The following is a 23,511-nucleotide window of genomic DNA, read 5'->3' as shown; positions in this document are numbered from 1 at the left end:
ACCTTAAATAGGTTGGCCGCCGTAGCTGGAAGTTGGCTTTTTGGGTGGATCTGCCACCACGTTGGCTGGAATCTCATTAATGCGACCGCCACTAGCTAAAAAAGCTTCCATTTCTGCCTGCAACCGAGCGCGCTCTGCCTCTTTGGCTGTAAGTGAATTACCGTATTCACCATACTCGCTCTCGCTGTTATCGTCTTCCTCAATTACGTCTTCTTCTGCAAAGAAATCGTCATCATCACTCATTACTTTTCACCTTCCGCTAAACCAAAAAACAAATCAAATAGACTTACTACAAAACACTACAAAATTCGTTAACAAGGTAACTACGCTTATTTTATAGCTCAGCCTTTGGTTAAACTCATCAAAATAATGCAATTTTGTTAGTCTTTTTTGTTCTAGATTTCGCTAAAAAATGCCGTGTTAGTTATTTTCGGTAATAAAAAACCAACACAAACGCGCCACACACCCCGCAAAATATACAGCTCAAATAAAAAAGGCCCCCGTTTGGGAGCCTTTAGTAGCTTGCAATAAAACTGGCCGGTTAAATGTTAAACCGCCTCTGGGCCAGTTTCGCCGGTGCGAATGCGAATCACCTCTTCGCACGGCGTAATAAAGATTTTGCCATCGCCAATTTTGCCGGTTTGCGCCGCTTTAGAAATGGCTTCTACGGCTTGATCAATAAGCTCATCACCCAATACTAGCTCTAATTTTACCTTAGGCAAAAAGTCGATAACGTACTCGGCCCCTCTATAAAGCTCTGTGTGACCCTTCTGACGACCAAAACCCTTAACTTCGGTTACGGTCATGCCTTGCACGCCAATTTCAGACAGCGCGTTGCGCACGTCGTCTAGTTTGAACGGCTTAATTACAGCTGTAATCAGTTTCATAGATAAACCCTTTATGCACCTGTGTGTACGATATTTTTTTATAGCAGAAGCGATTAACAGCCTAACAGGTGGCTAATCGGCTCTTTTATTAGTATTTCAGCTCTTACTTGAGGCGATTGTTCACAAAACAACCACCCACACTAAATCTGAATATGTTTGCTAAATTTACACCCTTATTGGGTGAAATACAAAAACTGCACTCACGCGGGGCATAGATTCGGCCAACCACAAACGCCAGACGAAAAAAAACCGGAGGCCTAAGCCCCCGGTTTTTTAATCAAACCCTAAGGTTTAGATTATTTGCCATTGGTGAATTCTGGGTAGGCTTCCATTCCGCACTCGGAAAGATCCACACCTTCGAACTCTTCTTCTTCGCTTACGCGTACACCGATCACTAGTTTGATTAAGAACCAAACAGCTAGGCTAGTACCAAATACCCAAGTGAAGATAGTTAATGCACCAATGATTTGACCGCTGAAGCTAGAAGCATCGTTAGTAACAGGTACTAACAACAAGCCCAACAAACCAACTACACCGTGAACAGAGATAGCGCCCACAGGATCATCAATTTTTAGCTTATCTAAAGTAAGAATGCTGAATACAACCAACAAGCCACCTAGGCCGCCAAACAAAGTAGCTTGTAAAGCAGATGGGGTTGAAGGCTCTGCAGTAATAGCAACCAAGCCTGCCAATGCACCGTTTAGAGCCATAGTTAAGTCAGCTTTACCAAACAGTATACGCGCCAAGATAAGTGCAGATACTAAACCACCTGCAGCGGCAGCATTGGTATTCATAAATACGATTGCTACTGAGTTAGCGCTTTCTACAGAAGCGGTAGCCAATACAGAACCACCGTTAAAGCCGAACCAACCCATCCACAGGATGAAAGTACCCAAAGTAGCTAAAGGTAAGTTTGCACCAGGAATCGCGTTGATTTGACCGTTCGGGCCGTATTTACCTTTACGAGCGCCCAATACTAATACACCAGCTAGCGCTGCAGCAGCACCAGCCATGTGAACAATACCGGAACCAGCAAAGTCAGACCAACCTAAGTCACCTAAGGTGTACATGCCAAATACAGAGTTTCCACCCCAAGTCCAACCGCCTTCCACTGGGTAAATAACACCACACATTACAACAGCGAAAGCTAAGAAAGCCCAAAGTTTCATACGCTCTGCAACCGCACCAGACACAATAGACATTGCAGTAGCAACGAATACAACCTGGAAGAAAAAGTCTGCAGAAGGTGCATAGCTAGCTGGCTCTTCTGCGCCAGTTACACCATCACCAGTGATAGTTGTTAAGAAGTAGTCGCCGCCGTACATAATTGCATAACCACATACAAAGTACATGATGCAAGCAATAGCAAACAGAGCAACGTTTTTAGTTAAAATTTCTGTCGTATTCTTTGAACGAACCAAACCAGCTTCTAACATTGCGAAGCCGGCGGCCATCCACATAACCAGTGCGCCACATACCAAGAAATAAAAGGTATCTAATGCGTACTGCAATTCAAATATGGAGTTTTCCATAGCAGTTCTCCGAGTTTTGGATTCTACTTATAAATTAAAATTAAAGTGCGTCTTCGCCGGACTCGCCGGTGCGAATGCGGATAACTTGTTCAAGAGCTGAAACGAATATTTTTCCGTCTCCAATCTTGCCGCTGTGCGCTGCTTTGCTGATGGTTTCTACAACAGAATCCACCTGATTATCTGCTACCGCTACTTCCAATTTAGTTTTTGGCAGAAAGTCCACTACGTACTCTGCACCACGGTATAGCTCTGTATGACCTTTTTGACGGCCGAAACCTTTTACTTCAGTTACTGTAATACCTTGCACACCAATTTCTGATAATGCTTCGCGTACTGCATCCAATTTAAAAGGCTTAATTACGGCAGTAATTAATTTCATAAGACTGCTCCTTATTTTTTTGCAGCTAAATTGGCTGCTGTTTAAAAAAACAGCCGGCACCTAATAAATAGATGCCGGCTGAATCAATTACTCGCCGATTGGCAAGCTGTATGAAACTACGAATTTAACATCGCCATCAACTTCGACCATATCGCCAGAATCTTCATCGATATCACCATCGTTAGACGATACTATTTTGCTTAAAGTAAAAGAAAGATTGTCATTGTAGGAGTAAGCAACATTTAAGTGTGTAGCTTCGTCAGTGTCACCACTATGACTACCCAAAAGTACATTAAACTTATCGAAAGTAGCATCCAAAGTTACGTAGCTATAATCGTCTGCACCTTCAACATTGCCGTAGTAAGTCAAGGCAACAGGGCCGTAACCTACAGAAATAACTGCATCCATTAAATCGCCGATATTGGTTTCTTCTAACTCAGCGGTATCTTCGTCGTCGAGGTAGCCAGCACCTGTTGGGTATACGTAGCTCCACAAGCTAACGTCGTAGGAGAAATCACCAACTTCACCACCGTAACCGATGTATAGGTCATACTCAGTCCCCGCAGCAGTATCACCAGATGAACCCCAAATACCAGTGTAGAAACCATTTTGGCTAAAGTTTAAATCACCAGATACAGCAGGAGTGCCTGTACCTAGGTCGTAACCACGCCACAAGTAAGTAGAAGCTACACCAACAGAAGCAGAAACTTCTGCGTTAGCAACAGGTGCCATAGCGGCAACAGCCATAGTTGAAGCGGCTACTGCAGTGGCCAATAATTTTTTAGTTGAGTTCATAATGCTTCCTCCAATAGAAGTATTTTTTGTCTAGTTTTAATTAAGTGTTCGTTGATAAACATAACGAGCGATCTTGCCTAGGTTTTAGCACTTTCCACGCCAACTTTAATATTCCTTTAAATATCAATAACTTAAAACATTAAAGCGCGAATTTTGATCAACACCAAAACTCGCAAGGCACAAATATGGTGCAATCCCCTATGGCATGCTCACCATATACGCACCAGAATGATTCAAACAGTTATTCACCATGCAAAATGTGACTAAAGGCGCCAAAATCTTTAGGTTTTTATCGCAAAATCATCTAACGGTGCACTTTTCATGGGTTTTGGGCCAAAAAAAAGCGCCCTCGAAGGGGCGCTTTTGGGTGCATACCTTAAAACAACTAAACAGTAAGGAACTTACGCACCTCTGTTTCATTCATGTCTGCCACATTTCCGCTCAGTGTTACTAGGCCTCTGTCCATAACGGCATAGGTGTCGCCCAGTGCACGAGCAAACTCAAAATACTGCTCTACCAATATAATGGCCATATCACCCTGCTGGCGCAGAATATCTATCACGTTATGTATATCTTTAATAATGGAGGGCTGAATACCTTCTGTAGGCTCATCTAAAATAAGCATTTGCGGCTGAGTAACCAAAGCGCGGGCAATGGATAACTGCTGCTGTTGCCCGCCAGAGAGGTCTCCACCGCGACGTGCAAGCATTTTGCGCAATACGGGGAACAAATCGAAAATTTCATCCTTAATTTTGCGATGGCCGCGCGGCAACGTTGCAAAGCCGGTTTGTAAATTTTCTTTTACGGTTAATTGCGAAAAAATTTGCCTACCTTGCGGCACATAAGCAATGCCCCGCTTGGCGCGGTCAGCGGCGGGTAATTTAGTTATGTCGTCACCATTCCAAATAATAGTGCCAGCACTTACTGGGTGCCGCCCCGTAACCGCCTGCATTAAGCTCGACTTGCCCACACCGTTGCGACCAAGAATACAACTTACTTTGCCTTTTTCTGCTTTTAAACTTACACCTTGCAACGCCAAGCTCGCGCCGTAATGCAAATTTATATTTTGTGCATCTAACATAATTTCACCAGGGTTACCCAAGCCTAGCGGCCCAGGTATACCTCCACAACGCGTTTATCACTAGACACTTTATCGAGTGTCCCCTCGGCCAGTACGCTACCTTCGTGCAGTACCGTAACCTTGCAATCAAGTGCACGCACAAAATCCATATCGTGCTCTACCACTATTACCGAGTGCTCTTGGCTAATTTCTTTTAGCAGTTTGGCAGTTTCCATTGTTTCGTAGTCGGTCATGCCGCCGGCGGGTTCATCCACCAGTAGCACTTCCGGCTCTTGAATTAACAACATGCCAATTTCTAACCATTGCTTTTGCCCGTGCGACAAGTTTTGTGCAAGGTCGTCGGTTTTTTCTGCTAAGCCAATTTGCTTAATAATTTCTTCAATACGTAATTTCTTGTCGTCGCTAAGTTTCCAAAATAAGGTTTGAAAAATACCGCGATTACCGGCCAAGGCAAGTTCCATGTTATCCCACACGGTTAAGCTTTCTATTACCGTGGGTTTTTGAAACTTGCGACCAATACCCATGTTGGCAATATCGGTTTCGTCGTGACGGGTTAAATCAATGGTGTCTTTGAATTTAACATCGCCCTCATCGGGTTTAGTTTTGCCGGTAATAATATCCATCATGGTACTTTTACCCGCGCCGTTGGGGCCAATTATGGCTCGCAACTCACCGGGGGCAATATCCAAAGACAAATTATTAATTGCCTTAAAGCCATCAAACGATTTGGTTACACCGCTTAGGTATAAAATGCTTTGTACTTTTTTATGTGAGGTCTCTAACATTATTTGGCCTCCTCGGTTACCGCTTGCGCTTTATTCGCCAATAGCTTTTCAACAAAACCAAGGGCGAGAAATTTTGGCTTTAACCAGGCAACTAAATTATCGAAGTACTTGGCACAGCCGTACAAGCTAACCAAAGCAAATATCAGCATGACAAAGCCATTTATATCCATGCCAAATAATTTACATAGCAGCATATAAAAGCTCGACGCCACAACACTAATAATAACCCCAACAATTACGCCGGCATTGGCATAAATGGTGGAAACAACAAAAATTCCGCCCAACATAAACAGCCACATTTCTGGCATAGCACCGGTGTAAAACGATTTAACGTAGTTAACTACCACAGCACCAATAACAGCACCGTACAAAGTACCACGCCCACCGAGCGCCACCCAAATAACAATTTCGATAGAGTTAACAGGGTTAAATTCACCGGGGTTAATAATGCCAACCTGCGGCACAAACAATGCGCCAGCAATACCGGCCAACACAGCAGACAACACAAACACAAATAATTTGTAATGCTCTACTCTGTAGCCTAAAAAGCGGCTGCGGCTTTCTGCATCGCGTATTGATACAAGCACACGGCCAAACTTACTGGTGGTTATAAACCGGCACAATAAATAGGCACAAATAACAGCTCCACCAGATAACATAAATAGCGTTATACGGGTGGCATTTGCTTGAATATCAAAACCGAGAATATCTTTAAAATCCGTAAGGCCGTTATTGCCGCCAAAACCGAAATCGTTCAAAAAGAAAGCCTGCATTAATGCATAGGTCATGGCCTGAGTAATAATAGAAAGGTATACCCCTGTCACGCGCGAGCGAAACGCCAGCCAACCAAACACAAAGGCAAGTAAGCCCGGCACCAACAACACCATTAACATGGCAAAGCCGAAATTATCAAAGCCCATCCAATACCAAGGTAGCTCTTGCCAATTTAAAAACACCATAAAGTCGGGTAGCTCGGCGTTGCCATACATGCCTCTATCGCCAATTTGACGCATTAGGTACATGCCCATGGCGTATCCACCAAGTGCAAAAAAAGCACCGTGGCCCAAACTTAAAATACCGCAATAACCCCACACTAAATCTAACGCTAATGCTAATAATGCATAGCACAGGTATTTACCTATTAGGGTCATGGTGTAAGTAGGCACATGTAAAAATGAGCCTTCGGGCATTAATATATTGGATAACGGCACAAGCACGGTAAGTGCAAACAGTGCAGCCAATACGTATCGGCCTAATGTATCGTTCTGGATTAATTTATAGATCATTGTATTTTTCATTATCAATCCTCCACAAACCGGCCTTTAAGTGCGAATAAACCGCGCGGCCGCCATTGAATAAACAAGATAATGAAAATAAGCACCATAATCTTACCTACAACTGCGCCAACTTCTGGCTCTAGGAATTTAGTAACAACCCCCAAACCCATTGCCGCAAAGAAAGTACCCAGTAAGTTACCTACCCCGCCAAATACAACCACCATAAAAGAATCGATAATAAAACCTTGGCCAAGGTTGGGGCCCACATTGGTAATTTGGCTAATGGCCACACCGGCAATACCGGCAATACCCGACCCCAAACCAAAGGTAAGTGCATCTACATGGCTAGAGCGAATACCCATAGAGTTTGCCATAGCGCGGTTTTGAGTTACTGCGCGCATTTGTAAACCCAATAAGGTTTTTTTCAATAGCAGCGCCAACATACCCAATACAAATAGAGCAAATATAAATATATAAATACGGTTATAGGTAAAGCTAAGCGCGCCGTTTACCACCCACGAACCGGACATCCACTCGGGGGTAATAACCGGTACGTTATTGGAGTGATATACACGCACCGCTTGCTGTAACAACAAACTAATGCCGAAGGTAGCCAGCAGCGTATCTAATGGGCGACCGTACAAATGGCGAATGACGGTGCGCTCTATGACTACCCCTACCGAACCCGACACCAGAAAGGCCGCTGGAATGGCAATAAATAAAGAGTATTCAATTAGGCCAGGAAAAAACTGCTGAACCGCAAAAGTTGTGTAAGCCCCTAGCATTATCATTTCGCCGTGGGCCATGTTAATTACACCCATTACACCAAAAGTAATTGCTAAACCAATGGCCGCTAACAACAATACAGAACCAAGGCTTAAACCAAATACAACATTTTCTGTAAAGCCAAAGAAGGCAAGCTTAGTATCTACCCACTCTACCTTTGTTGCGGCTAAGGTGGTTACCTTTTCGTCTTGCTCTAGGTAGTTACCATTTTCATCTTTTTCTAATATGCGGCGCAATTCTGCCACCGCTTCAGTTTCTACCGAGTTGCCCATGGCATCTACGGCAGCTAAACGCAGCTCCTGATCGCTGCTATTAATATCTATACGCGCTAGAGCTATGCTCACTAGCTCTTTTACCTGCGCACTTGTTTCGGCCTCTTTAGCTTCTACCAGTACCTCACGCAATGCTGGGGTAGGGTTTTTAATAAGGTCTCGCGCAGATTGAATGCGAATAGCTTTATTGGGGTTGCGTAAACGCAGTGCGGCAACCTGAGTGTTTATTTCGCCACGCAACTTGTTGTTGGTGCGAATTTTTTTGCTATCGCGACGGCCTACTTCACCGAGGTCTTCGTCGGTAAGTGGGTCGGTTAGCCTATAACCATTTTCTGATTCAGTAGCGATAACAATTTTGTTGTCTGATTTACGATAGTGTAGCGAGCCGTCTGACATGGCCATCAGTACTGGCAACACGCGCGGGTCGGATAACTTAGATAGTTCTTGCACCGCTTCCGATTTATCGCTAAAGGAAGGCGCATTGAGATTATTTACCAACTCGTCAAAAGTCAGTGACCAAGCACTTACGGCCATCGTCAAAGACAAAACGAGCAAAGCGGTTTTGATTAGTATTTTCATTGTAGTTCCGCGAAGTCGTTGAGATTGTAAAAGGCCCAGCAAGCCGAGCCTTTTACACCAACAGCAACTCAACGCTTGCACCAGAGTTGAATTGCTGTGGCTGATTGGTTCTAAAGTTAAACGTATTTAAACAGCTTGAGGTTAAGCGCTTAAATTAGAAGTTTTGACCAGAACACTTTTTGGTTTCGGTATTGTAGTTACCGCAATTGACAGCAGGGTTCTGCCAGTCAGAGATGATTTTTGCACTTTCTGGTAAAAAGTCAGTCCATGCATCACCTGGTACTTCGGCTTCGGTTTCCCAAACAGTTTCAAATTGACCGTCTGATTGAATCTCGCCAATTAATACAGGCTTAGTGAAGTGATGGTTAGGTAATACTTTAGCGATACCGCCAGTAAGGTTAGCAACTTCAATACCGTACATAGCTGGGCGCACTTTATCTACTTCGGTGCTCTTCGCTTTTTCTACAGCCTTGGCCCACGCTTTAAAGCCGATGTAAGTCGCTTCCATAGGGTCGTTGGTTACGCGCTTATCGTCTTTAATAAACTTATGCCATGCAGCAATAAACTCGTCGTTTGCTTTGGAATCTACGCTCATAAAGTAGTTCCAAGCAGCCAAGTGGCCAACAAGAGGTGCAGTGTCGAAACCAGATAGCTCTTCTTCACCAACAGAAAACGCTACTACAGGAATATCTTCTGCAGAAATACCAGCGTTAGCTAATTCTTTGTAGAAAGGTACGTTTGCATCACCGTTTACGGTAGAAACAACGGCGGTTTTCTTTCCTTTAGAACCGAACTTTTTAATTTCTGCTACACGGGTTTGCCAATCTGCGTGACCGAATGGCGTGTAGTTAATAGAAATATCTTCTTTGGCAACGCCTTTACTAATTAAGTATTGCTCAAGAATTTTGTTGGTGGTACGTGGGTAAACGTAATCGGTGCCTTCAAGTACCCAACGCTTAACTGAGCCGCCATCTTCGCTCATCAGGTAATCTACAGCAGGAATAGCTTGTTGGTTGGGCGCAGCACCAGTGTAGAAAACGTTTTTAGATGACTCTTCGCCTTCGTACTGTACTGGGTAGAAAAGTAAACCGTTTAGCTCTTCAATTACTGGCAAAACAGATTTACGTGATACAGATGTCCAACAGCCGAAAATAACATCTACTTTTTCTTTCTCTAAAAGTTCGCGAGTTTTTTCTGCGAACAAAGGCCAGTTAGACGCAGGGTCTACTACTACTGCTTCTAGTTTTTTACCTAGCAAGCCGCCTTTTTTGTTTTGCTCTTCAACCATCATTAACACTGTATCTTTTAGTGTTGTTTCGCTGATAGCCATAGTGCCGGTTAATGAATGTAGAACACCAACTTTAATAGTGTCTGCCGCTTGAGCGGTGTATGCACCCAAGGCCATTACTGCTGCCCCTAATGCCACCCCAGATTTTTTTACTAATTTTTTCATCGTGGTCTCCATTTTTTACGCACCTACGTTTTTATATTTGGTTTTATATAAAATGTTTTTATACAAAAGCGAGGCTATGCAACGCAGAAATAGTGCCAACGTTTCAACGCGCAGGCATATTTAGCAAAAAAATTGTTTAAGTGGCTGAAATAAATGAAGTTTTTGTCACAATCTAATTAGGGTAATTTCTGCTTCATGTGTTAACCAATTGGTTAAGGCACACTTTAAGTGCACGCAAATGCACGCAAAGCTCGAATTATCACCAGATTGGTGCAGCCATTAAGGCGCATGAAATAGAAGAAGATTTGAAGCGATAAAGCCGTGGCGTGGAAGGAACCCTTCCACGCATAAACGCTAGTGAAGCACCAAAAAGATACCAAGTATTAAAGCAAACAGACCAATAGCAGCCTGAATTAAGCCCTGATAAAGTGCACCTACACGGCCAACTTGCTTAAAGGTTTGCGCTAAAAGAGTGCCCAGCACGAGCATCCCTAGTGCAACCCCAACACTAAATAGCGTTACATAGGCTACGCCTATTATGGGGTTGGCGAGTTTCGATGCAGGCAAAATCGCCAATAATGGTGCGGAGCCAGCCGTACCGTGAATAAGCCCAATTAGCGGCGCCGAGGTAATGGCGCGCGGGCTTTCAACATCTGTATTTTGGCCCTTGCTTAAACCTGAGTAAAAGCGCCATAACGAGTAACCACCTATGGCTATTAGCATGTAGGCAACCGTTTGCTCTGCAAAACTACTTAACTGCGCGGGTATAGCAAAGCCGAGTATAAATACCGCCGCCGCGAGCATTAGCATGGCGGTACCATGCCCTAGCGACCAGTGCACAGCAAAACGCCAATAGGGCGAGCGCGGGCCATCCGCCACACTTATGCCACCTACCGCCGCTACGTGGTCTGGGTCGAAGGCATGCAATATACCTAGCCCTACTCCCATTATTAAAAAAGTTGATATTGCTACTATTTCCATAACTGCCTCACTTAGACGGTGTCAACATGCCCTGCTTTTCTATAAAGCTAACAATATCTTCTACACCTGTACCATTTTTTAAGTTGGAGAATACAAAAGGTTTGTTGCCACGCATTTTTTTCGCATCGCGATCCATCACGCCCAAGTCGGCGCCGACTAATTCAGCCAAGTCGATTTTATTGATAATAAGCAGGTCTGATTTAGTAATGCCTGGCCCACCTTTACGGGGAATTTTATCGCCGGCAGACACATCAATAACATAAAGGGTTAAATCCGATAATTCCGGGCTAAATGTAGCTGCTAAATTATCGCCACCGCTTTCTATTAAAATTACATCTAAATTGGCGAAGCGATCTTGCAATTCTGCCACCGCAGATAAGTTCATAGATGCGTCTTCACGAATTGCCGTGTGCGGGCAACCGCCGGTTTCTACACCTAGAATTCTATCGGCTTCTAACACTTCGTGACGCAATAAAAACTCGGCGTCTTCGCGCGTGTAAATATCGTTAGTAATAACAGCAATGTTATATTTTTCTTTAAGAATTGCGCACAGCACTTTTACCAAAGCTGTTTTGCCGGAGCCCACAGGGCCACCAATACCTAAACGCAATGCTGGTTTTGTTGTTGTCATAAACTACCTCGTTAAGATCTAAATAATCGCGAGTATTGGCGCTCGTGCTTAGCAGAAGCAATTGCTAATGCAGGCAAGCCTGCGCCCAACTCATCATCTTTTAAAATAAATGCTTTTTCGCAAGCCGGTGCGATATTAGGCTGCAACGCTAAAATTACTTTTTGCGCCTGCGTTTGCCCAAAGGGTACAAGCTTGGTTGCCGCAGCCACTTGGTTTTCTAACCACGTCCATGCAAAGCCCTGTAACAATTGCTCTATAGGTACTTGCCAATGCACACCAGCTAAGGCAAACAAAGTCGCGAACGCCGGTTTTTCTACTTCGGCGGCATGGGGTATTTCTAGCGAAATTAATAATCGCTTTAGGGCAATACCTAATTGATCGTCTTCTAACAATAACTCGTGCGTTTCTCGGCCTGCGCGTAAAAAGTGATTCCAATATTTTACCTGCTCTATATCGCCCTGTTGCCACGCTTTATAAATACGCACCAACACCGGCATATCAAGCTCGGCCAAACTATTTTCCATTACACCTGCTATCCATGCACTTACATCCGCTTCGGTTTTTAACCAACCACCATCTACCGCAAACTCCAACCCTTGCGAATAGGCATAAGCACCCACCGGTAAGGCTGGGCTTACTAGGTACATGAGTTTTTGTAAACTATTATTGTTGAACATAGGGTACAGGTTTCTGTTAATCAGCTTACAGTTAATGGCTGTGATCGTGGTGGTGATCATGAGAGTGACCGTGAGAATGGCTGTGCCCTCCTCCATGCCCTGTTGTACCGTGGTAAGCGCCCGACTCTGGCGTAAACGGGGCTTGTGCAGCAGTAACCGTTAAGCCCAAGCCACGTACCATATCGTCTAGTACGTGATCGTGCAGGTAGGCGAGCTTTGTTGGGTCTACTTGTAATGGCACGTGACGATTACCTAAGTGGTATGCCGCGCGCATTAGTTGATGCGTATTTTCTGCCGTCACTTCACTTACACTTTCTTTTGCGGCAACGACGGTAATAATTTCACCGCATTTAGATTGCAACCCTTCGCCGTGCGCAAGTACATAGCCGCGTTCTATAAACCAGCCTAAATCTTTACCGCAAGTTGTTTGCGTTTTGTGGCGGCTTTTTTGGCGCTCGTCGAAACGCAACTCTACGGTTAATTGGGTTTGTTTGTTCTGCATTTCTTGCGCAGGAATTACTTCATAAATTTCTAACATATTGTTCTCTTACTTATTGCGTTACGAATAGCGCTTACCTATGCGTTCTGCCAATTTATTCAACTTATCTATATTAAACCTATTTCTATGCTACCTATACGTATGCAACATAGCACACTGCAAGCTCGGTAAAGAGAGGGGCAGGCTGAAATGCCCACGGTAAGGATGCCGTGAGCAAGCTACACAGATGTATTCACGCGCTTTCAGGCAGCCCCGCCCTTTGCCGAGCGGATTCGAAGCTCCCCCACCTTTTTAAGGCCTATACCCAAACAACTAAAATAGGAAATACCGCTGTGCCATAGGTAATTCTTCTGCAGGTTCGCAGGTAAGTAATTGGCCATCCGCTCTTACTTCGTACGTTTCGGGGTCAACTTCCATATGCGGCTGGTAAGCGTTGTGTACCATATCGGCTTTGGTTACGCTGCGGCAATTTTTAACAGCCACTAAGCGACGCTCTAATTGAAAGTAATCGCTAATACTCGCATCTATAGCCGCTTGGCTTACAAAACTTACAGAGGTTTGTTTACAGGCTTGACCATAGGCGCCAAACATTTTGCGATAATGCACAGGCTGCGGCGTGGGAATAGAAGCGTTAGGGTCCCCCATAGGTGCAGCGGCAATAGCACCGCCCTTTATTATTAAAGAAGGTTTAACGCCAAAAAAGGCGGGCTTCCACAAAATAATATCCGCCAGCTTGCCTACTTCTATCGAACCCACTTCGTGTGCAACACCGTGCGCTAACGCGGGGTTAATAGTGTATTTCGCAATGTAGCGTTTTGCGCGAAAGTTATCTGCGCCTGTGCCTTCATCCTCGGGCAGTAAACCACGCTGCACTTTCATTTTATGTGCCGTCTGCCAAGTGCGGCAAATAACTTCGCCCACCCGCCCCATTGCTTGCGAGTCGGATGCAATCATAGAAAAAGCACCTAAATCATGCAGAATATCTTCTGCCGCAATAGTTTCTTTACGAATACGCGAATCGGCAAAGGCAACGTCTTCTGGAATATTAGGGTCGAGGTGGTGGCATACCATAAGCATATCTAAATGCTCATCTACCGTATTAACGGTATAGGGACGCGTAGGGTTGGTTGAAGAAGGCAATACGTTTGAACTACCACACGCTTTGATAATATCTGGCGCGTGACCACCCCCAGCACCCTCGGTGTGATAGGTGTGAATAGTGCGGCCTTTAAACGCAGCAAGTGTATCTTCCACAAAGCCCGATTCGTTTAACGTATCGGTATGAATCGCCACTTGCACATCGTAGTTTTCTGCAACGGTTAAACAATTATCAATAGACGCAGGTGTTGTACCCCAATCTTCGTGCAGTTTTAAACCGAGCGCACCCGCTTCTAATTGCTCATTCAAACCACCAGGTAAACTTGCATTACCTTTACCTAAAAAACCTAAGTTCATGGCAAAGCTTTCACCTGCTTGCAACATTTTGCCTATATGCCATTTACCTGGGGTACAGGTTGTTGCGTTGGTGCCGGTTGCTGGCCCTGTGCCACCACCAATCATTGTGGTAGTGCCACTCATAAGCGCTTCGTCTATTTGTTGTGGGCAAATAAAATGAATATGAGAGTCTATTGCGCCTGCGGTAAGTATTTGACCTTCACCTGCAATCACTTCTGTGCAGGGGCCAACAATAATTGTTACACCAGGTTGAATATCGGGGTTACCCGCTTTACCTATTGCAGAAATTCGACCATTCTTGATTGCCACATCGGCTTTAACAATGCCCCAGTGATCGAGAATTAGCGCGTTAGTAATTACGGTATCTGGTGTTTTATCACTGGTGGCTTGGCTTTGGCCCATGCCATCGCGAATTACTTTACCGCCGCCAAACTTTACTTCTTCGCCGTAAATGGTGAAGTCTTTTTCTACTTGTATCCATAATGCGGTATCCGCTAGGCGTACTTTGTCGCCAACGGTTGGGCCATACATATCAGCGTAGGCACGTCTGCTAATTTTGCTCATGTTATAGCTCTCCCATTATTTCGCCGCGGAAACCGTAAATAATTTTGTTACCTGAAACTTCAACTAACTCTACTTCGCGATCTTGGCCCGGCTCAAACCGCACTGCGGTACCGGCAGCAATGTTTAAACGATAGCCGCGTGTTTTTTCTCGGTCGAAAACAAGTGCTGGGTTAGTTTCGTAAAAATGATAATGGGAGCCAACTTGAATAGGACGGTCGCCACTGTTTTCTACGGTTATTGTGAGCCTTGCTCTGCCTTCGTTTAATATTATTTCGCCGGGTTGAATATCGTATTCGCCTGGTTTCATTGCAGCACCCTCCTTGTTATACGATGGGGTTGTGAACGGTTACCAATTTGGTACCGTCGGGAAAGGTAGCTTCAACTTGCACTTCGTGAATCATATCGGCTATGCCATCCATTACGTCTTCTACACGCAAAACCTGACGCCCCGCCTCCATTAATTCTGCAACGGTTTTACCATCACGTGCGCCTTCCATCACTTCGGCACTAATTAATGCAATGGCTTCTGGGTAATTTAATTTCACCCCGCGCGCTTTACGACGCTCTGCCAATAACGCCGCAGTAAATAACAATAACTTATCTTTCTCGCGTGGATTTAATTCCATATTTGCACCCTGCTTTTAATCTAATTAATTTCTACAGAATTTCTGGTTACGTTTTTATATCACTTAGCAACAAACTATACTGCGCTGCTCGCCAAGCGAGGTGGGGGCTTTTCAAAACCACGTTAACCCTTCCATGGGGCTTGCTCACAACACTCCTGTTGTGAGCATTTTGAAAAGCCTCCACCTCACTTAGCTCTACCTATTCTTTCGTCAAGCAAACACCTTACAAGCAACAAACCAACACTCAAGCCGCGCTCACCCCAAACTGTATACTGTCAACCGCCACCTGTAAGCTATCCCCCATCATGTCCTCCAAATGCGCGGCACTTCCGCTGGCTTACCATTAAACACTGCTCGCGTTTGCTGCCATATAAATTCAAAGCCTTTACGGCAATCGGTTATTGAATTGCCGAGGTAGCGCACAATAAATAAGGATTCTTTTTGCGTTAAGCCCCACTCGCCTGTATTGGTTACCCCTAACTGCGCTAAAGCCTCTAACATTTCGTCAATACTATCGCGCGTAAGCTGAAGGGTGGCAGTTAGTGTGGCGCAGGTATTGGCGTTTTGCAGGCCCCACTTTTCACGATGCATGTTACTGCTGGCTTCGAATTTGGTTTTTTCTATAAATAGCGGCAGGCCATCTCGCCAAAGTTGTAAGCGCTGCGCACAGGTACCGGTGTTAAACGGCTCTCCACTTGCAACGCGCCCCAGCCGAATTATGTCCCAACCAAAATATTGGGCATTGCCTGTTAAATTTACCTTGGTGCTTAAGGTGCCGTTGGCACCATCGAATATAATGGTTTCTTGTGGCAACCACTCTAAACAACTCTCGGCGGCTAAATTAAACTCAACTTGCTGGCCTTGCTTTTCGCTAGCGCCCTTTGCCCCATACAACTTGCCCGCAGAGGGCGTGGTGATTAAAGCTTGAGCACCTTGCTGCAAACTTGCACCAATATGTAAATTATCGCCAATAACCAACCCACCCGGCGGGTGCAATAAATAGATATGACAACAGCCATCTGGCTCGGGGTAAAAAGGCCGCTGCACCCGTAAAGGGCCAAAATGTTTAGATGACATCAGCGCCGTGCGCTGGTAACGTTTGGCCAATAATAGATCTATCCCTGCTAGCCACTCCCGTGTGGGGGCCGGTTTGGCAGGAAGCGTAGAAATCTTTGGTAGAATGGCGTTCATAGACTCAACATTTTATTTTTTGGACACCCTAACCCAGTGCATACACTTACACAATTCAACGCTTTAAAAAACGCGACTGAAAACCATGCGCGCACAAAATAAGGGCAAGTAGAGCCTGCGCGCACCAAGTGGGCGCGAACAAAAACACCATTATTGTGCACAAACCCTTTATTTATGGCGCCAGCCAAGATTTGGCGCCAAATACACCTAGGAACTAAGCAAATGATTGACCAACTTGCCAAACAACTTTTCACTGATGTGCAACAACGCATGCAAGAGCTAGGTAATAGCGACACATTACCCGCCTCGCAGCTTAAAGCAGTGCTTGAATCTGGTTTGCGCAAACTTAACTTAGTAACTCGCGAAGAATTTGACGCCCAGCAAGCTGTACTGCTGCGTACCCGCGAGAAAATAGACAAGCTAGAAGCGCAGTTGCAAGCCCTAATGGAAGCCGAACGAGACTAGCGTATACTTTTACTGCTCGGTCGCTTGAGCAGCTAAGATTTGTTAACTTGGGAGTTTTGAGGTTATTTTCTGGCTCCCATTGCGTAGCTACCCACACAATGGCTTAACCTAGCTCTGGCGCCCGCAGCACTTTTCGCCCAGCATTATCTCTTTAGACGCTAGCCTTTAAATTGTTCATCAATTCAAACTGGCTTATATTGGGTTGGCACCCCATCTAGGTATCAAATGGAGAATTTACGGAAACCAGAAAAGCACCGTAGGGACAAGATAGGAATGACAGTTATTTGCCCTCTAAACTGCCATTCCTACTAATTATTCACTAGATCGAAAGATGTCAAACACTTGCTCTGTGACGGCACCGTCTTTTTTATGCAAAAAGTAGCAAGCGCCATGAACTAGGTAACTAGTTGGTACTGAGTGACGCATCCAAGCCAGGGTGATCAGATGGTGCAGCATCAAATGTTTGTGCCGTACCATTGAATCGCTTAGCTAAAATGCAATCAATGCCGGCGTTACCAATCAAAACCATTCCAGCTTCATGCATAAGTGTATTTACTTCATGGCTTGTACAGCCAGTGTTGAAATCGCCCACAACAACGGTAGGCAATGCACCGTAGTAATTAACCTCGGCGGCTGTTTCATGTGCATTAGCAACTTTAGCTGCGCCACTTTGGTGATCCCAGTGCACCGTTAAGACTGCGTATTCGAACCCATTTTTGTTTATTCGTGCAGACTCGCCTGTGCGCGTTGCATTAGGCCCATCGGTCATGTCGAATCGACGATTCGACACGAAGCTATTTCCTTCACAAATATTAATAAAAATTTGATAGCGCTGCTGCCAACAAGCTCCTAAGGCAGCACCAAGAGCATCTGCTTTGGAGTAATTTGTGGGAAAACCCGGCCCAATAAGCCAATCTTCTACCCCCTCTTGAATACCCACAACATCAACACCCCGAGAACGAATAAGCGCTGCATACTTATCAGCATTTTGAGGCATTGTTGCCCACCCATATATATTCAGCGACATCGCTTTTACCGCTGTAGCAGGGTTGGTCTCTTCTACGACATCTGCAGATAATTGAAAATAGTCTAAATTAAAAATGCCACTGCCATTTTTACCAACAATATAAAGATCATGCACTCCCAAGGTATGAACGATATTAAAACTCTTTGGCTTAAAACTAGCCCAACCACCTGTCGATTCCATTGAGTAGGTGCCAATCACCGGCCCACTGACACTGTCTAATCTAAGTTCTGCTATACCATTATTGTATTCACCAGCGACGGATAACGTTATGCTCTTGGCAAGATTACCAAAGCTGACCGCGCTGTATTTCATCCAATCACCGCGATCAAAATAGCCTACGCTTGTCGCCTCCGACACTACGCCACTCATGGAATCAAAACTTTCTGCCTCAACTTTCCCGAAACTAGAGCTCGCTTCGCTTACCAGCAGAGAATGAATATTAAACCCTGCTGATTCAAACACTAACCGAATGGTATGAGCACCTGCATTCAGCTGTACCTTCGCAGCCGCTGTGTGTGCCCAAACCTGCCAACCACCTGTATTCGCAAATTGCACCGCGTCAGATTGAACATTGGTTGCCCCTGTAATTTCATAATGAAGGCTGCCCCCAGAATTAGGAGAGGCGATTTGCGCAACAATATCGAAACTGCCAGCTCTCGCCACATCCACGGAGTATTGCAGCCACTCGCCGGAAGCAACCCACCCCACATTAAAGCCACCAATCGAAGCGCTCTCTATATCCACACTTTCGTCGCGGTATTGACCACCAGAGTTTCCTATTGTGGCATCATGAAAAGCGATGCCTTCGCCTCCAGTATCGTAGTTCACAGCGAGAATAGTCCCTGGAATAGGTGCTCTAAACCCCAAATAGGGATCTGCGCCAGCGCTGGAGCTAGCCCCCCCATATATGTGCGTCAGGCGCTCAGAGTCATAGGCCAAACCGTTTTGTTGGTACGTAAGGTAGTAAACAATCACATCGCCAGAAATAAGATTAGAAATCGTATGTGCGTACTCACCATTACCTAACGACGCCATCGCTATATTTAATTCTCTGCCATTATTCAAACGATAATGAATATCGCAAAAGGTTTCGCTTTGGCATGTCACTTGTAACTGGTTGCCGTTGATCTCTTGTGTGGCGGCATTAACGTATGCCCCCATCAATAAACCACAAAGTACCCATATGGATACCCCAGAAAATGTGTTTAAAAGATAGTGCTGTAATAGTGAAAAGGCCATATTTGGCATGGCTAGATGAATTCGCAACATAATAGATACCCAACTTTGATTATTTTTAATTGTACCGCCACTGTCTGTGCACAACGCATACTGAAAACGCACCCATTTGTGCTATGCGTATTTACTGGCTATTAAATATGCATGCAGCTCAAGTAGGCTAAACAATGATCTAATTTGGGGAGTTCATCGCTTCACTTTTTACATTAATTTATCGACATTAGTACCGTTCAATTATTGCAGCCAAACTCACCTTATAAGTTATTGATCTCTAAATAAAATTTTTAAGCCCCTTATCCCAAAGGTGCGATAAATCCATTTACAATCGCCCAGCATCCACCCCGCTAAATGAGTGTGCACGTCACACATTTTTGCACTTACAACTTAAAGGAACCTCAGACTAAATGCTTTTTGCGGACGCCGAGACAATTAGCCACAAGGCATTCATCACAGCTAAAGGCCTTAACCCTTAACAGCAAGAACAACGAAACGGATTGGCGTTGTGCCTTCGCCCCGCAGGGCTTTCAAGTATTCGGATCTTGTTGATAAACACCCACGTGCGCAAAAGCGCTTAATCAGAGGTTCCTCTAGTTTAGCTCGGCAAAAATACCCCTCCACCACTGGTGATGCTAAATAATTTAATGAATTGCTTTACATTTCACACTCTAAAACTTGCGCAGCATTGCAAGCTAAGTACAATCAAGGCTTACACTCCAATACTAAGTTACACACCGCGCGGATTGCGGCGTAAACACACCAACAAGGAAGCTGCCATGTCCCTCGCCATTGTGCACACCCGCGCTCAAATCGGCATAGATGCCCCGCAAGTTACCGTAGAAGTTCACCTATCGAACGGTTTACCTGGTTTTACTATCGTAGGCTTACCTGAAACAGCGGTTAAAGAAAGTAAAGATAGAGTGCGCAGCGCGCTGCTGAATAGTCACTTCGATTTCCCGCAGCGCAGAATTACCGTCAATTTAGCCCCTGCCGATTTGCCCAAAGAAGGCGGCCGCTTTGATTTACCTATCGCACTGGGTATTTTGGCAGCATCGGAACAAATACCCGCAGAATTACTTAATAACCATGAATTTTTGGGGGAGTTAGCGCTTTCTGGCGAGCTGCGCCCCATACGCGGCTGCATTCCCGCCATATTGGCCTGCACACAAAAAGAGCGCGCCTTTGTTTTACCACAGGCCAACGGTGACGAAGCCAGCCTGTGCGAACACAGCACAGTATATTTGGCAGACAACCTATTAAAAGTATGCGCTTACTTACATAAGAGGCATGAGCTACCCAAACCCTCCCCGGCCCCCGAAGTTATCGCCAATTACGAACTGGATTTATGTGATGTAAAAGGCCAAGCCCAAGCTCGCCGCGCCTTAGAAATAGCCGCAGCTGGGGGCCACAATATTTTATTTTACGGGCCGCCCGGCACAGGTAAATCTATGCTCGCCAGCCGCTTGCCGAGCATAATGCCCGACCTTACCGACAACGAAGCGCTAGAAGTAGCGGCTATTGGCTCGGTAGCCAAAGAACAAACCATCACCAATTGGCGTCGAAGACCCTACCGCTCACCGCATCACACAAGCTCTGCAATTGCATTGGTTGGTGGCGGCTGTCAATTCTAAAGATAAATACGACTAAACACTTAAAAACACGACTGAGCAAGTGCAATATTAAGAGTTACATTACAAACAGTACGCCGATATTGGCTGTATTTGAATAGTGGGCTTAGAAGCAAAAAGTGCTCACGACCACCGAATGCATTCGCTTGGGTCACTTTATATAACCAAAAGCAATACTTATTAGTTTCTTTATGCTCAACAACCAGGTCGTAGCCAATAGCAGCGTAAAACTGGAGCGGCAACCCCTTGCCAAAGGTGATTTTCCCTCATTTATCAGTTGAAATATGGGAAAAACCATGAAACTATAGTCCCAATTCCTAGGACATGGGACAGAAAGAGGTTATCCACAGTGAAAAGTCAAGACATTTTGCTGCTACTAAAACTTGTATCCCTGCACAAACAGGAACAACAAATAGAGGGTGACCACATAAGCAGAGCATGGCCTTTGGACTGGCAAGACTGGGAGGTTATTGAAGAAGAGCAATCAGAACCCGATGATCTACTACTCCCTGAAAGAAAGTTTGGTACCAATGAATTTATTGCTTCCCTATATACCGCTAGAAAGCTTGAGGTAGAGACAGGGATCAGCAAATCTCAAATCAACCTATCACTAAACCGCTGCATTGAAATTGGATTAGCAAAAAAAGACCGCAAGATTGGCATCCCTAGAGCCAATGTTAGAGCTTTATTTGAATTTATTGTCTTTGGCATTAAATATGTATTTCCTACCAAGCCCCAAGAAATAACCCGGGGCATAGCAACTGCATTTGCCGCACCTGTACTAAAAGAAAAACTGATGAGTACTGGGGAGTACGTGCCCATATGGCCAGACGCGAAGGGCAATACAAAAGGACAGGCTGTAGAGCCTTTATATAAGTCTGCTGTACATGCAGTAAGACGTGACCCTGAAATGTATTCCATGCTAGCCCTGGTTGATGCTATACGTATAGGACAGCCTCGCGAAAAGTCTCTCGCAGTTGAATTATTAAAACAGCATTTGGGGGTTTCAGGATGAGCGCAATGCCAGTTCACAAGCAGATGATCGAAAATGTAGCCAATGCGCTGGGAGATGAGTTTCGACAACAAATGACATTTGTTGGTGGATGCACCACTGGACTTTTACTTACAGATGAATACACAAAAGAGCAAGTACGACATACTGACGACGTCGACCTAATTGTTCATACAATGGGTTATGTAGAATTCCATCAATTACAGGAAAAACTCAAAACACAGGGGTTCACCATGCCCAACCCCGCCCCAGGAGAGGCGCCGCCAATTTGTGCAATGCAACTAGGCGACCTTCGAGTGGATTTCATGCCTGATGATGAAGGCGTCCTGGGCTTTAGCAATTGCTGGTACAAAGATGCAATGCAAACTGCAGAAAATTATCGCCTCAATCCTGATCTCACCATCAAATTAGTTACGCCGGTTTACTTTTTAGCTACCAAGCTCGAAGCATACAAGGGGCGAGGTAACAACGACGCGTTGAGTAGTAGAGACATCGAGGATATTCTCAATCTAGTCGACGGGCGAGAAGAACTTCTAGGAGAAGTAAAAATGGCCCCACCAGAACTGCAAACCTATATATCGAAAGAATTAACCCCTCTTTTAAAGGATATTAATTTTGAGTATGCAGTTCAAAGTCAAGCGAAAGGGAATGCTGAGAGAGAAGATCTAATCTTCGAACGACTAGATACTCTATCTTCATACGCTTCAGACAGCCTAAAGTGACATAGCACGATGAAAATTAAATGGACAAGTCAGCGCGGTAAGGAGCGATCCTACAATAATGATGCAGTTGCTCTAGGATACAAAGGGCACTTTTTAATTGTAGTACTTGTAGACGCAGCAGAAAATAGAACGCCCAGAACGTCAAAATATTTCCAGAGCCCCACTAAACGATTAGCATCTTTTTGGGCAGATAGCTGTTTGCAGAAAATACTTAAATTGGAAGTACTCTCTTCTGAAGAGGCTATCATACACGCGCTATCAGATCAGCAAAAAAAATTAAGAAGCCACTATCTGCACGACATCGCTAGCTATGGAGTACTAACTGTAAATATAGAAACAGGTGATATAAAATGGCTCTTTACCGGTGACTGTCGCTTCGGGCTAATAACGAATGCAGAAAAAGTTCAGTGGCTAAGTAAACCACACAGATTGAATGAACTCCCACTGTATTTACCTCGAGAACACGATTCGCACGAGGTTAAAGTTTCGAAGCAGAATATTTCAGAGCACACTCTTACACAATGCCTGAATGCTCGCCGCTTCACCAGCCCAACAGTTGTAAAATCAAAAATATGCATCGATGCTTCTGAAGCAGCAACTACGAGTATAATCATCGGTACAGACGGATACTGGAGCGAGCATCTTCATCAAGGTATTGCAATGGGCGATATTGCTGACGACGCCAGTTTCCTGACAATCAAGCGTGGCGGAAAGGCACTTAGGATGCATTCTGATTCACCGAACCTGCTTGTTATTTACTCTTAACGATACCTGTCAACTTCGATTAAATATTTGACTACAACTAAACATTCAATGTTGCGACTCATTGGTGGAAAAACGATGTTCAAAAGCACTTGTCCAAGCCTCATTCCTAAACCCGGCTACTTATAGAGCTTTTGCTACGGAACATTATTTTGATCGAAAGTTCATTGATAATTCTCATCGATATGGTTAAATCGTGAATTCATAGATTC

General features: G+C 44.8%; 23 protein-coding genes and 1 pseudogene. 5 read left to right on the top strand and 19 right to left on the bottom strand.

Going from position 1 to position 23,511, the window contains the following annotated elements; genetic code table 11:
- Positions 1-3: 3 nt before the first annotated feature.
- From SDE_RS01250 to SDE_RS01165, 18 genes are all read right to left on the bottom strand, one after another.
- A complete protein-coding gene (locus tag SDE_RS01250; RefSeq protein WP_011466723.1) occupies positions 4-243 on the bottom strand; it encodes a hypothetical protein in 240 nt (79 codons plus the stop codon).
- Between the two features lie 305 nt (positions 244-548).
- On the bottom strand, positions 549-887 hold the full coding sequence (locus SDE_RS01245; protein WP_011466722.1) for a P-II family nitrogen regulator: 339 nt from the start codon (positions 885-887) through the stop codon (positions 549-551).
- A 296-nt stretch (positions 888-1,183) separates the two neighbouring features.
- A complete protein-coding gene (locus SDE_RS01240) occupies positions 1,184-2,419 on the bottom strand; it encodes an ammonium transporter (protein WP_011466721.1) in 1,236 nt (411 codons plus the stop codon).
- A 40-nt stretch (positions 2,420-2,459) separates the two neighbouring features.
- The gene (glnK, locus tag SDE_RS01235) at positions 2,460-2,798 is read right to left on the bottom strand and encodes a P-II family nitrogen regulator (RefSeq protein ID WP_011466720.1); all 339 of its coding nucleotides are present in this window, start codon (positions 2,796-2,798) and stop codon (positions 2,460-2,462) included.
- Positions 2,799-2,885: 87 nt separating this feature from the next.
- The gene (locus tag SDE_RS01230) at positions 2,886-3,593 is read right to left on the bottom strand and encodes a TorF family putative porin (protein ID WP_011466719.1); all 708 of its coding nucleotides are present in this window, start codon (positions 3,591-3,593) and stop codon (positions 2,886-2,888) included.
- A 385-nt stretch (positions 3,594-3,978) separates the two neighbouring features.
- Complete coding sequence (gene urtE, locus SDE_RS01225; protein ID WP_011466718.1) at positions 3,979-4,674, bottom strand: urea ABC transporter ATP-binding subunit UrtE; 696 nt, start codon at positions 4,672-4,674, stop codon at positions 3,979-3,981.
- Positions 4,675-4,697: 23 nt separating this feature from the next.
- Positions 4,698-5,459 (bottom strand): urea ABC transporter ATP-binding protein UrtD, encoded by a 762-nt coding sequence (gene urtD / locus SDE_RS01220; RefSeq protein ID WP_011466717.1) that lies wholly within the window; start codon positions 5,457-5,459, stop codon positions 4,698-4,700.
- Positions 5,459-6,757, bottom strand: coding sequence for an urea ABC transporter permease subunit UrtC (urtC, locus tag SDE_RS01215; protein ID WP_011466716.1), 1,299 nt, complete (start codon positions 6,755-6,757; stop codon positions 5,459-5,461). Before urtC ends, urtD begins: the two co-directional genes overlap by 1 nt.
- A 2-nt stretch (positions 6,758-6,759) precedes the next feature.
- On the bottom strand, positions 6,760-8,373 hold the full coding sequence (urtB, locus tag SDE_RS01210) for an urea ABC transporter permease subunit UrtB (RefSeq protein ID WP_011466715.1): 1,614 nt from the start codon (positions 8,371-8,373) through the stop codon (positions 6,760-6,762).
- A gap of 154 nt (positions 8,374-8,527) precedes the next feature.
- Positions 8,528-9,826 carry an urea ABC transporter substrate-binding protein gene (gene urtA, locus SDE_RS01205; RefSeq protein WP_041323996.1) on the bottom strand — a complete coding sequence of 433 codons (1,299 nt, stop codon included), beginning with the start codon at positions 9,824-9,826 and terminating at the stop codon, positions 8,528-8,530.
- Between the two features lie 354 nt (positions 9,827-10,180).
- Positions 10,181-10,807, bottom strand: coding sequence for a transport-associated protein (locus SDE_RS01200; protein WP_011466713.1), 627 nt, complete (start codon positions 10,805-10,807; stop codon positions 10,181-10,183).
- A 7-nt stretch (positions 10,808-10,814) separates the two neighbouring features.
- Complete coding sequence (ureG, locus tag SDE_RS01195; RefSeq protein WP_011466712.1) at positions 10,815-11,438, bottom strand: urease accessory protein UreG; 624 nt, start codon at positions 11,436-11,438, stop codon at positions 10,815-10,817.
- A gap of 11 nt (positions 11,439-11,449) precedes the next feature.
- On the bottom strand, positions 11,450-12,115 hold the full coding sequence (locus tag SDE_RS01190) for an urease accessory protein UreF (protein WP_011466711.1): 666 nt from the start codon (positions 12,113-12,115) through the stop codon (positions 11,450-11,452).
- A 31-nt stretch (positions 12,116-12,146) separates the two neighbouring features.
- Positions 12,147-12,653: an urease accessory protein UreE gene (gene ureE / locus SDE_RS01185; protein WP_011466710.1), complete on the bottom strand. Its 507-nt coding sequence runs from the start codon at positions 12,651-12,653 to the stop codon at positions 12,147-12,149.
- A 273-nt stretch (positions 12,654-12,926) separates the two neighbouring features.
- Positions 12,927-14,633 carry an urease subunit alpha gene (gene ureC / locus SDE_RS01180; RefSeq protein ID WP_011466709.1) on the bottom strand — a complete coding sequence of 569 codons (1,707 nt, stop codon included), beginning with the start codon at positions 14,631-14,633 and terminating at the stop codon, positions 12,927-12,929.
- Position 14,634: 1 nt separating this feature from the next.
- Complete coding sequence (locus SDE_RS01175; RefSeq protein ID WP_011466708.1) at positions 14,635-14,940, bottom strand: urease subunit beta; 306 nt, start codon at positions 14,938-14,940, stop codon at positions 14,635-14,637.
- 16 nt (positions 14,941-14,956) lie between these two features.
- Positions 14,957-15,259, bottom strand: coding sequence for an urease subunit gamma (gene ureA, locus SDE_RS01170; protein WP_011466707.1), 303 nt, complete (start codon positions 15,257-15,259; stop codon positions 14,957-14,959).
- Between the two features lie 303 nt (positions 15,260-15,562).
- Positions 15,563-16,450 (bottom strand): urease accessory protein UreD, encoded by an 888-nt coding sequence (locus SDE_RS01165; protein ID WP_011466706.1) that lies wholly within the window; start codon positions 16,448-16,450, stop codon positions 15,563-15,565.
- Positions 16,451-16,672: 222 nt separating this feature from the next.
- On the opposite strand from SDE_RS01165, the gene SDE_RS01155 reads away from it, so the two are divergent.
- Positions 16,673-16,915, top strand: a complete 243-nt coding sequence (locus SDE_RS01155) for an accessory factor UbiK family protein (RefSeq protein ID WP_011466705.1) — start codon at positions 16,673-16,675, stop codon at positions 16,913-16,915.
- A gap of 403 nt (positions 16,916-17,318) precedes the next feature.
- Here the strand turns inward: SDE_RS01155 and SDE_RS21040 are convergent, their stop codons facing one another.
- Complete coding sequence (locus SDE_RS21040) at positions 17,319-19,211, bottom strand: carbohydrate-binding protein (RefSeq protein ID WP_011466704.1); 1,893 nt, start codon at positions 19,209-19,211, stop codon at positions 17,319-17,321.
- A gap of 740 nt (positions 19,212-19,951) precedes the next feature.
- Here SDE_RS21040 and SDE_RS01145 point away from each other — a divergent pair.
- The 4 genes and pseudogenes from SDE_RS01145 to SDE_RS01125 all read left to right on the top strand — a co-directional run.
- Positions 19,952-20,794 (top strand): annotated as a pseudogene (locus SDE_RS01145) (YifB family Mg chelatase-like AAA ATPase); the annotation flags it as partial.
- A gap of 358 nt (positions 20,795-21,152) precedes the next feature.
- Positions 21,153-21,818: a hypothetical protein gene (locus tag SDE_RS01135; protein ID WP_011466702.1), complete on the top strand. Its 666-nt coding sequence runs from the start codon at positions 21,153-21,155 to the stop codon at positions 21,816-21,818.
- 5 nt (positions 21,819-21,823) lie between these two features.
- Positions 21,824-22,537, top strand: coding sequence for a hypothetical protein (locus SDE_RS01130; protein WP_226986459.1), 714 nt, complete (start codon positions 21,824-21,826; stop codon positions 22,535-22,537).
- 9 nt (positions 22,538-22,546) lie between these two features.
- Positions 22,547-23,302, top strand: coding sequence for a hypothetical protein (locus tag SDE_RS01125; protein ID WP_011466700.1), 756 nt, complete (start codon positions 22,547-22,549; stop codon positions 23,300-23,302).
- Positions 23,303-23,511: the final 209 nt, after the last annotated feature.

It is taken from the genome of Saccharophagus degradans 2-40 (assembly GCF_000013665.1).
Classification (GTDB): domain Bacteria; phylum Pseudomonadota; class Gammaproteobacteria; order Pseudomonadales; family Cellvibrionaceae; genus Saccharophagus; species Saccharophagus degradans.
This window is presented reverse-complemented; position numbering and strand designations above follow the sequence as displayed.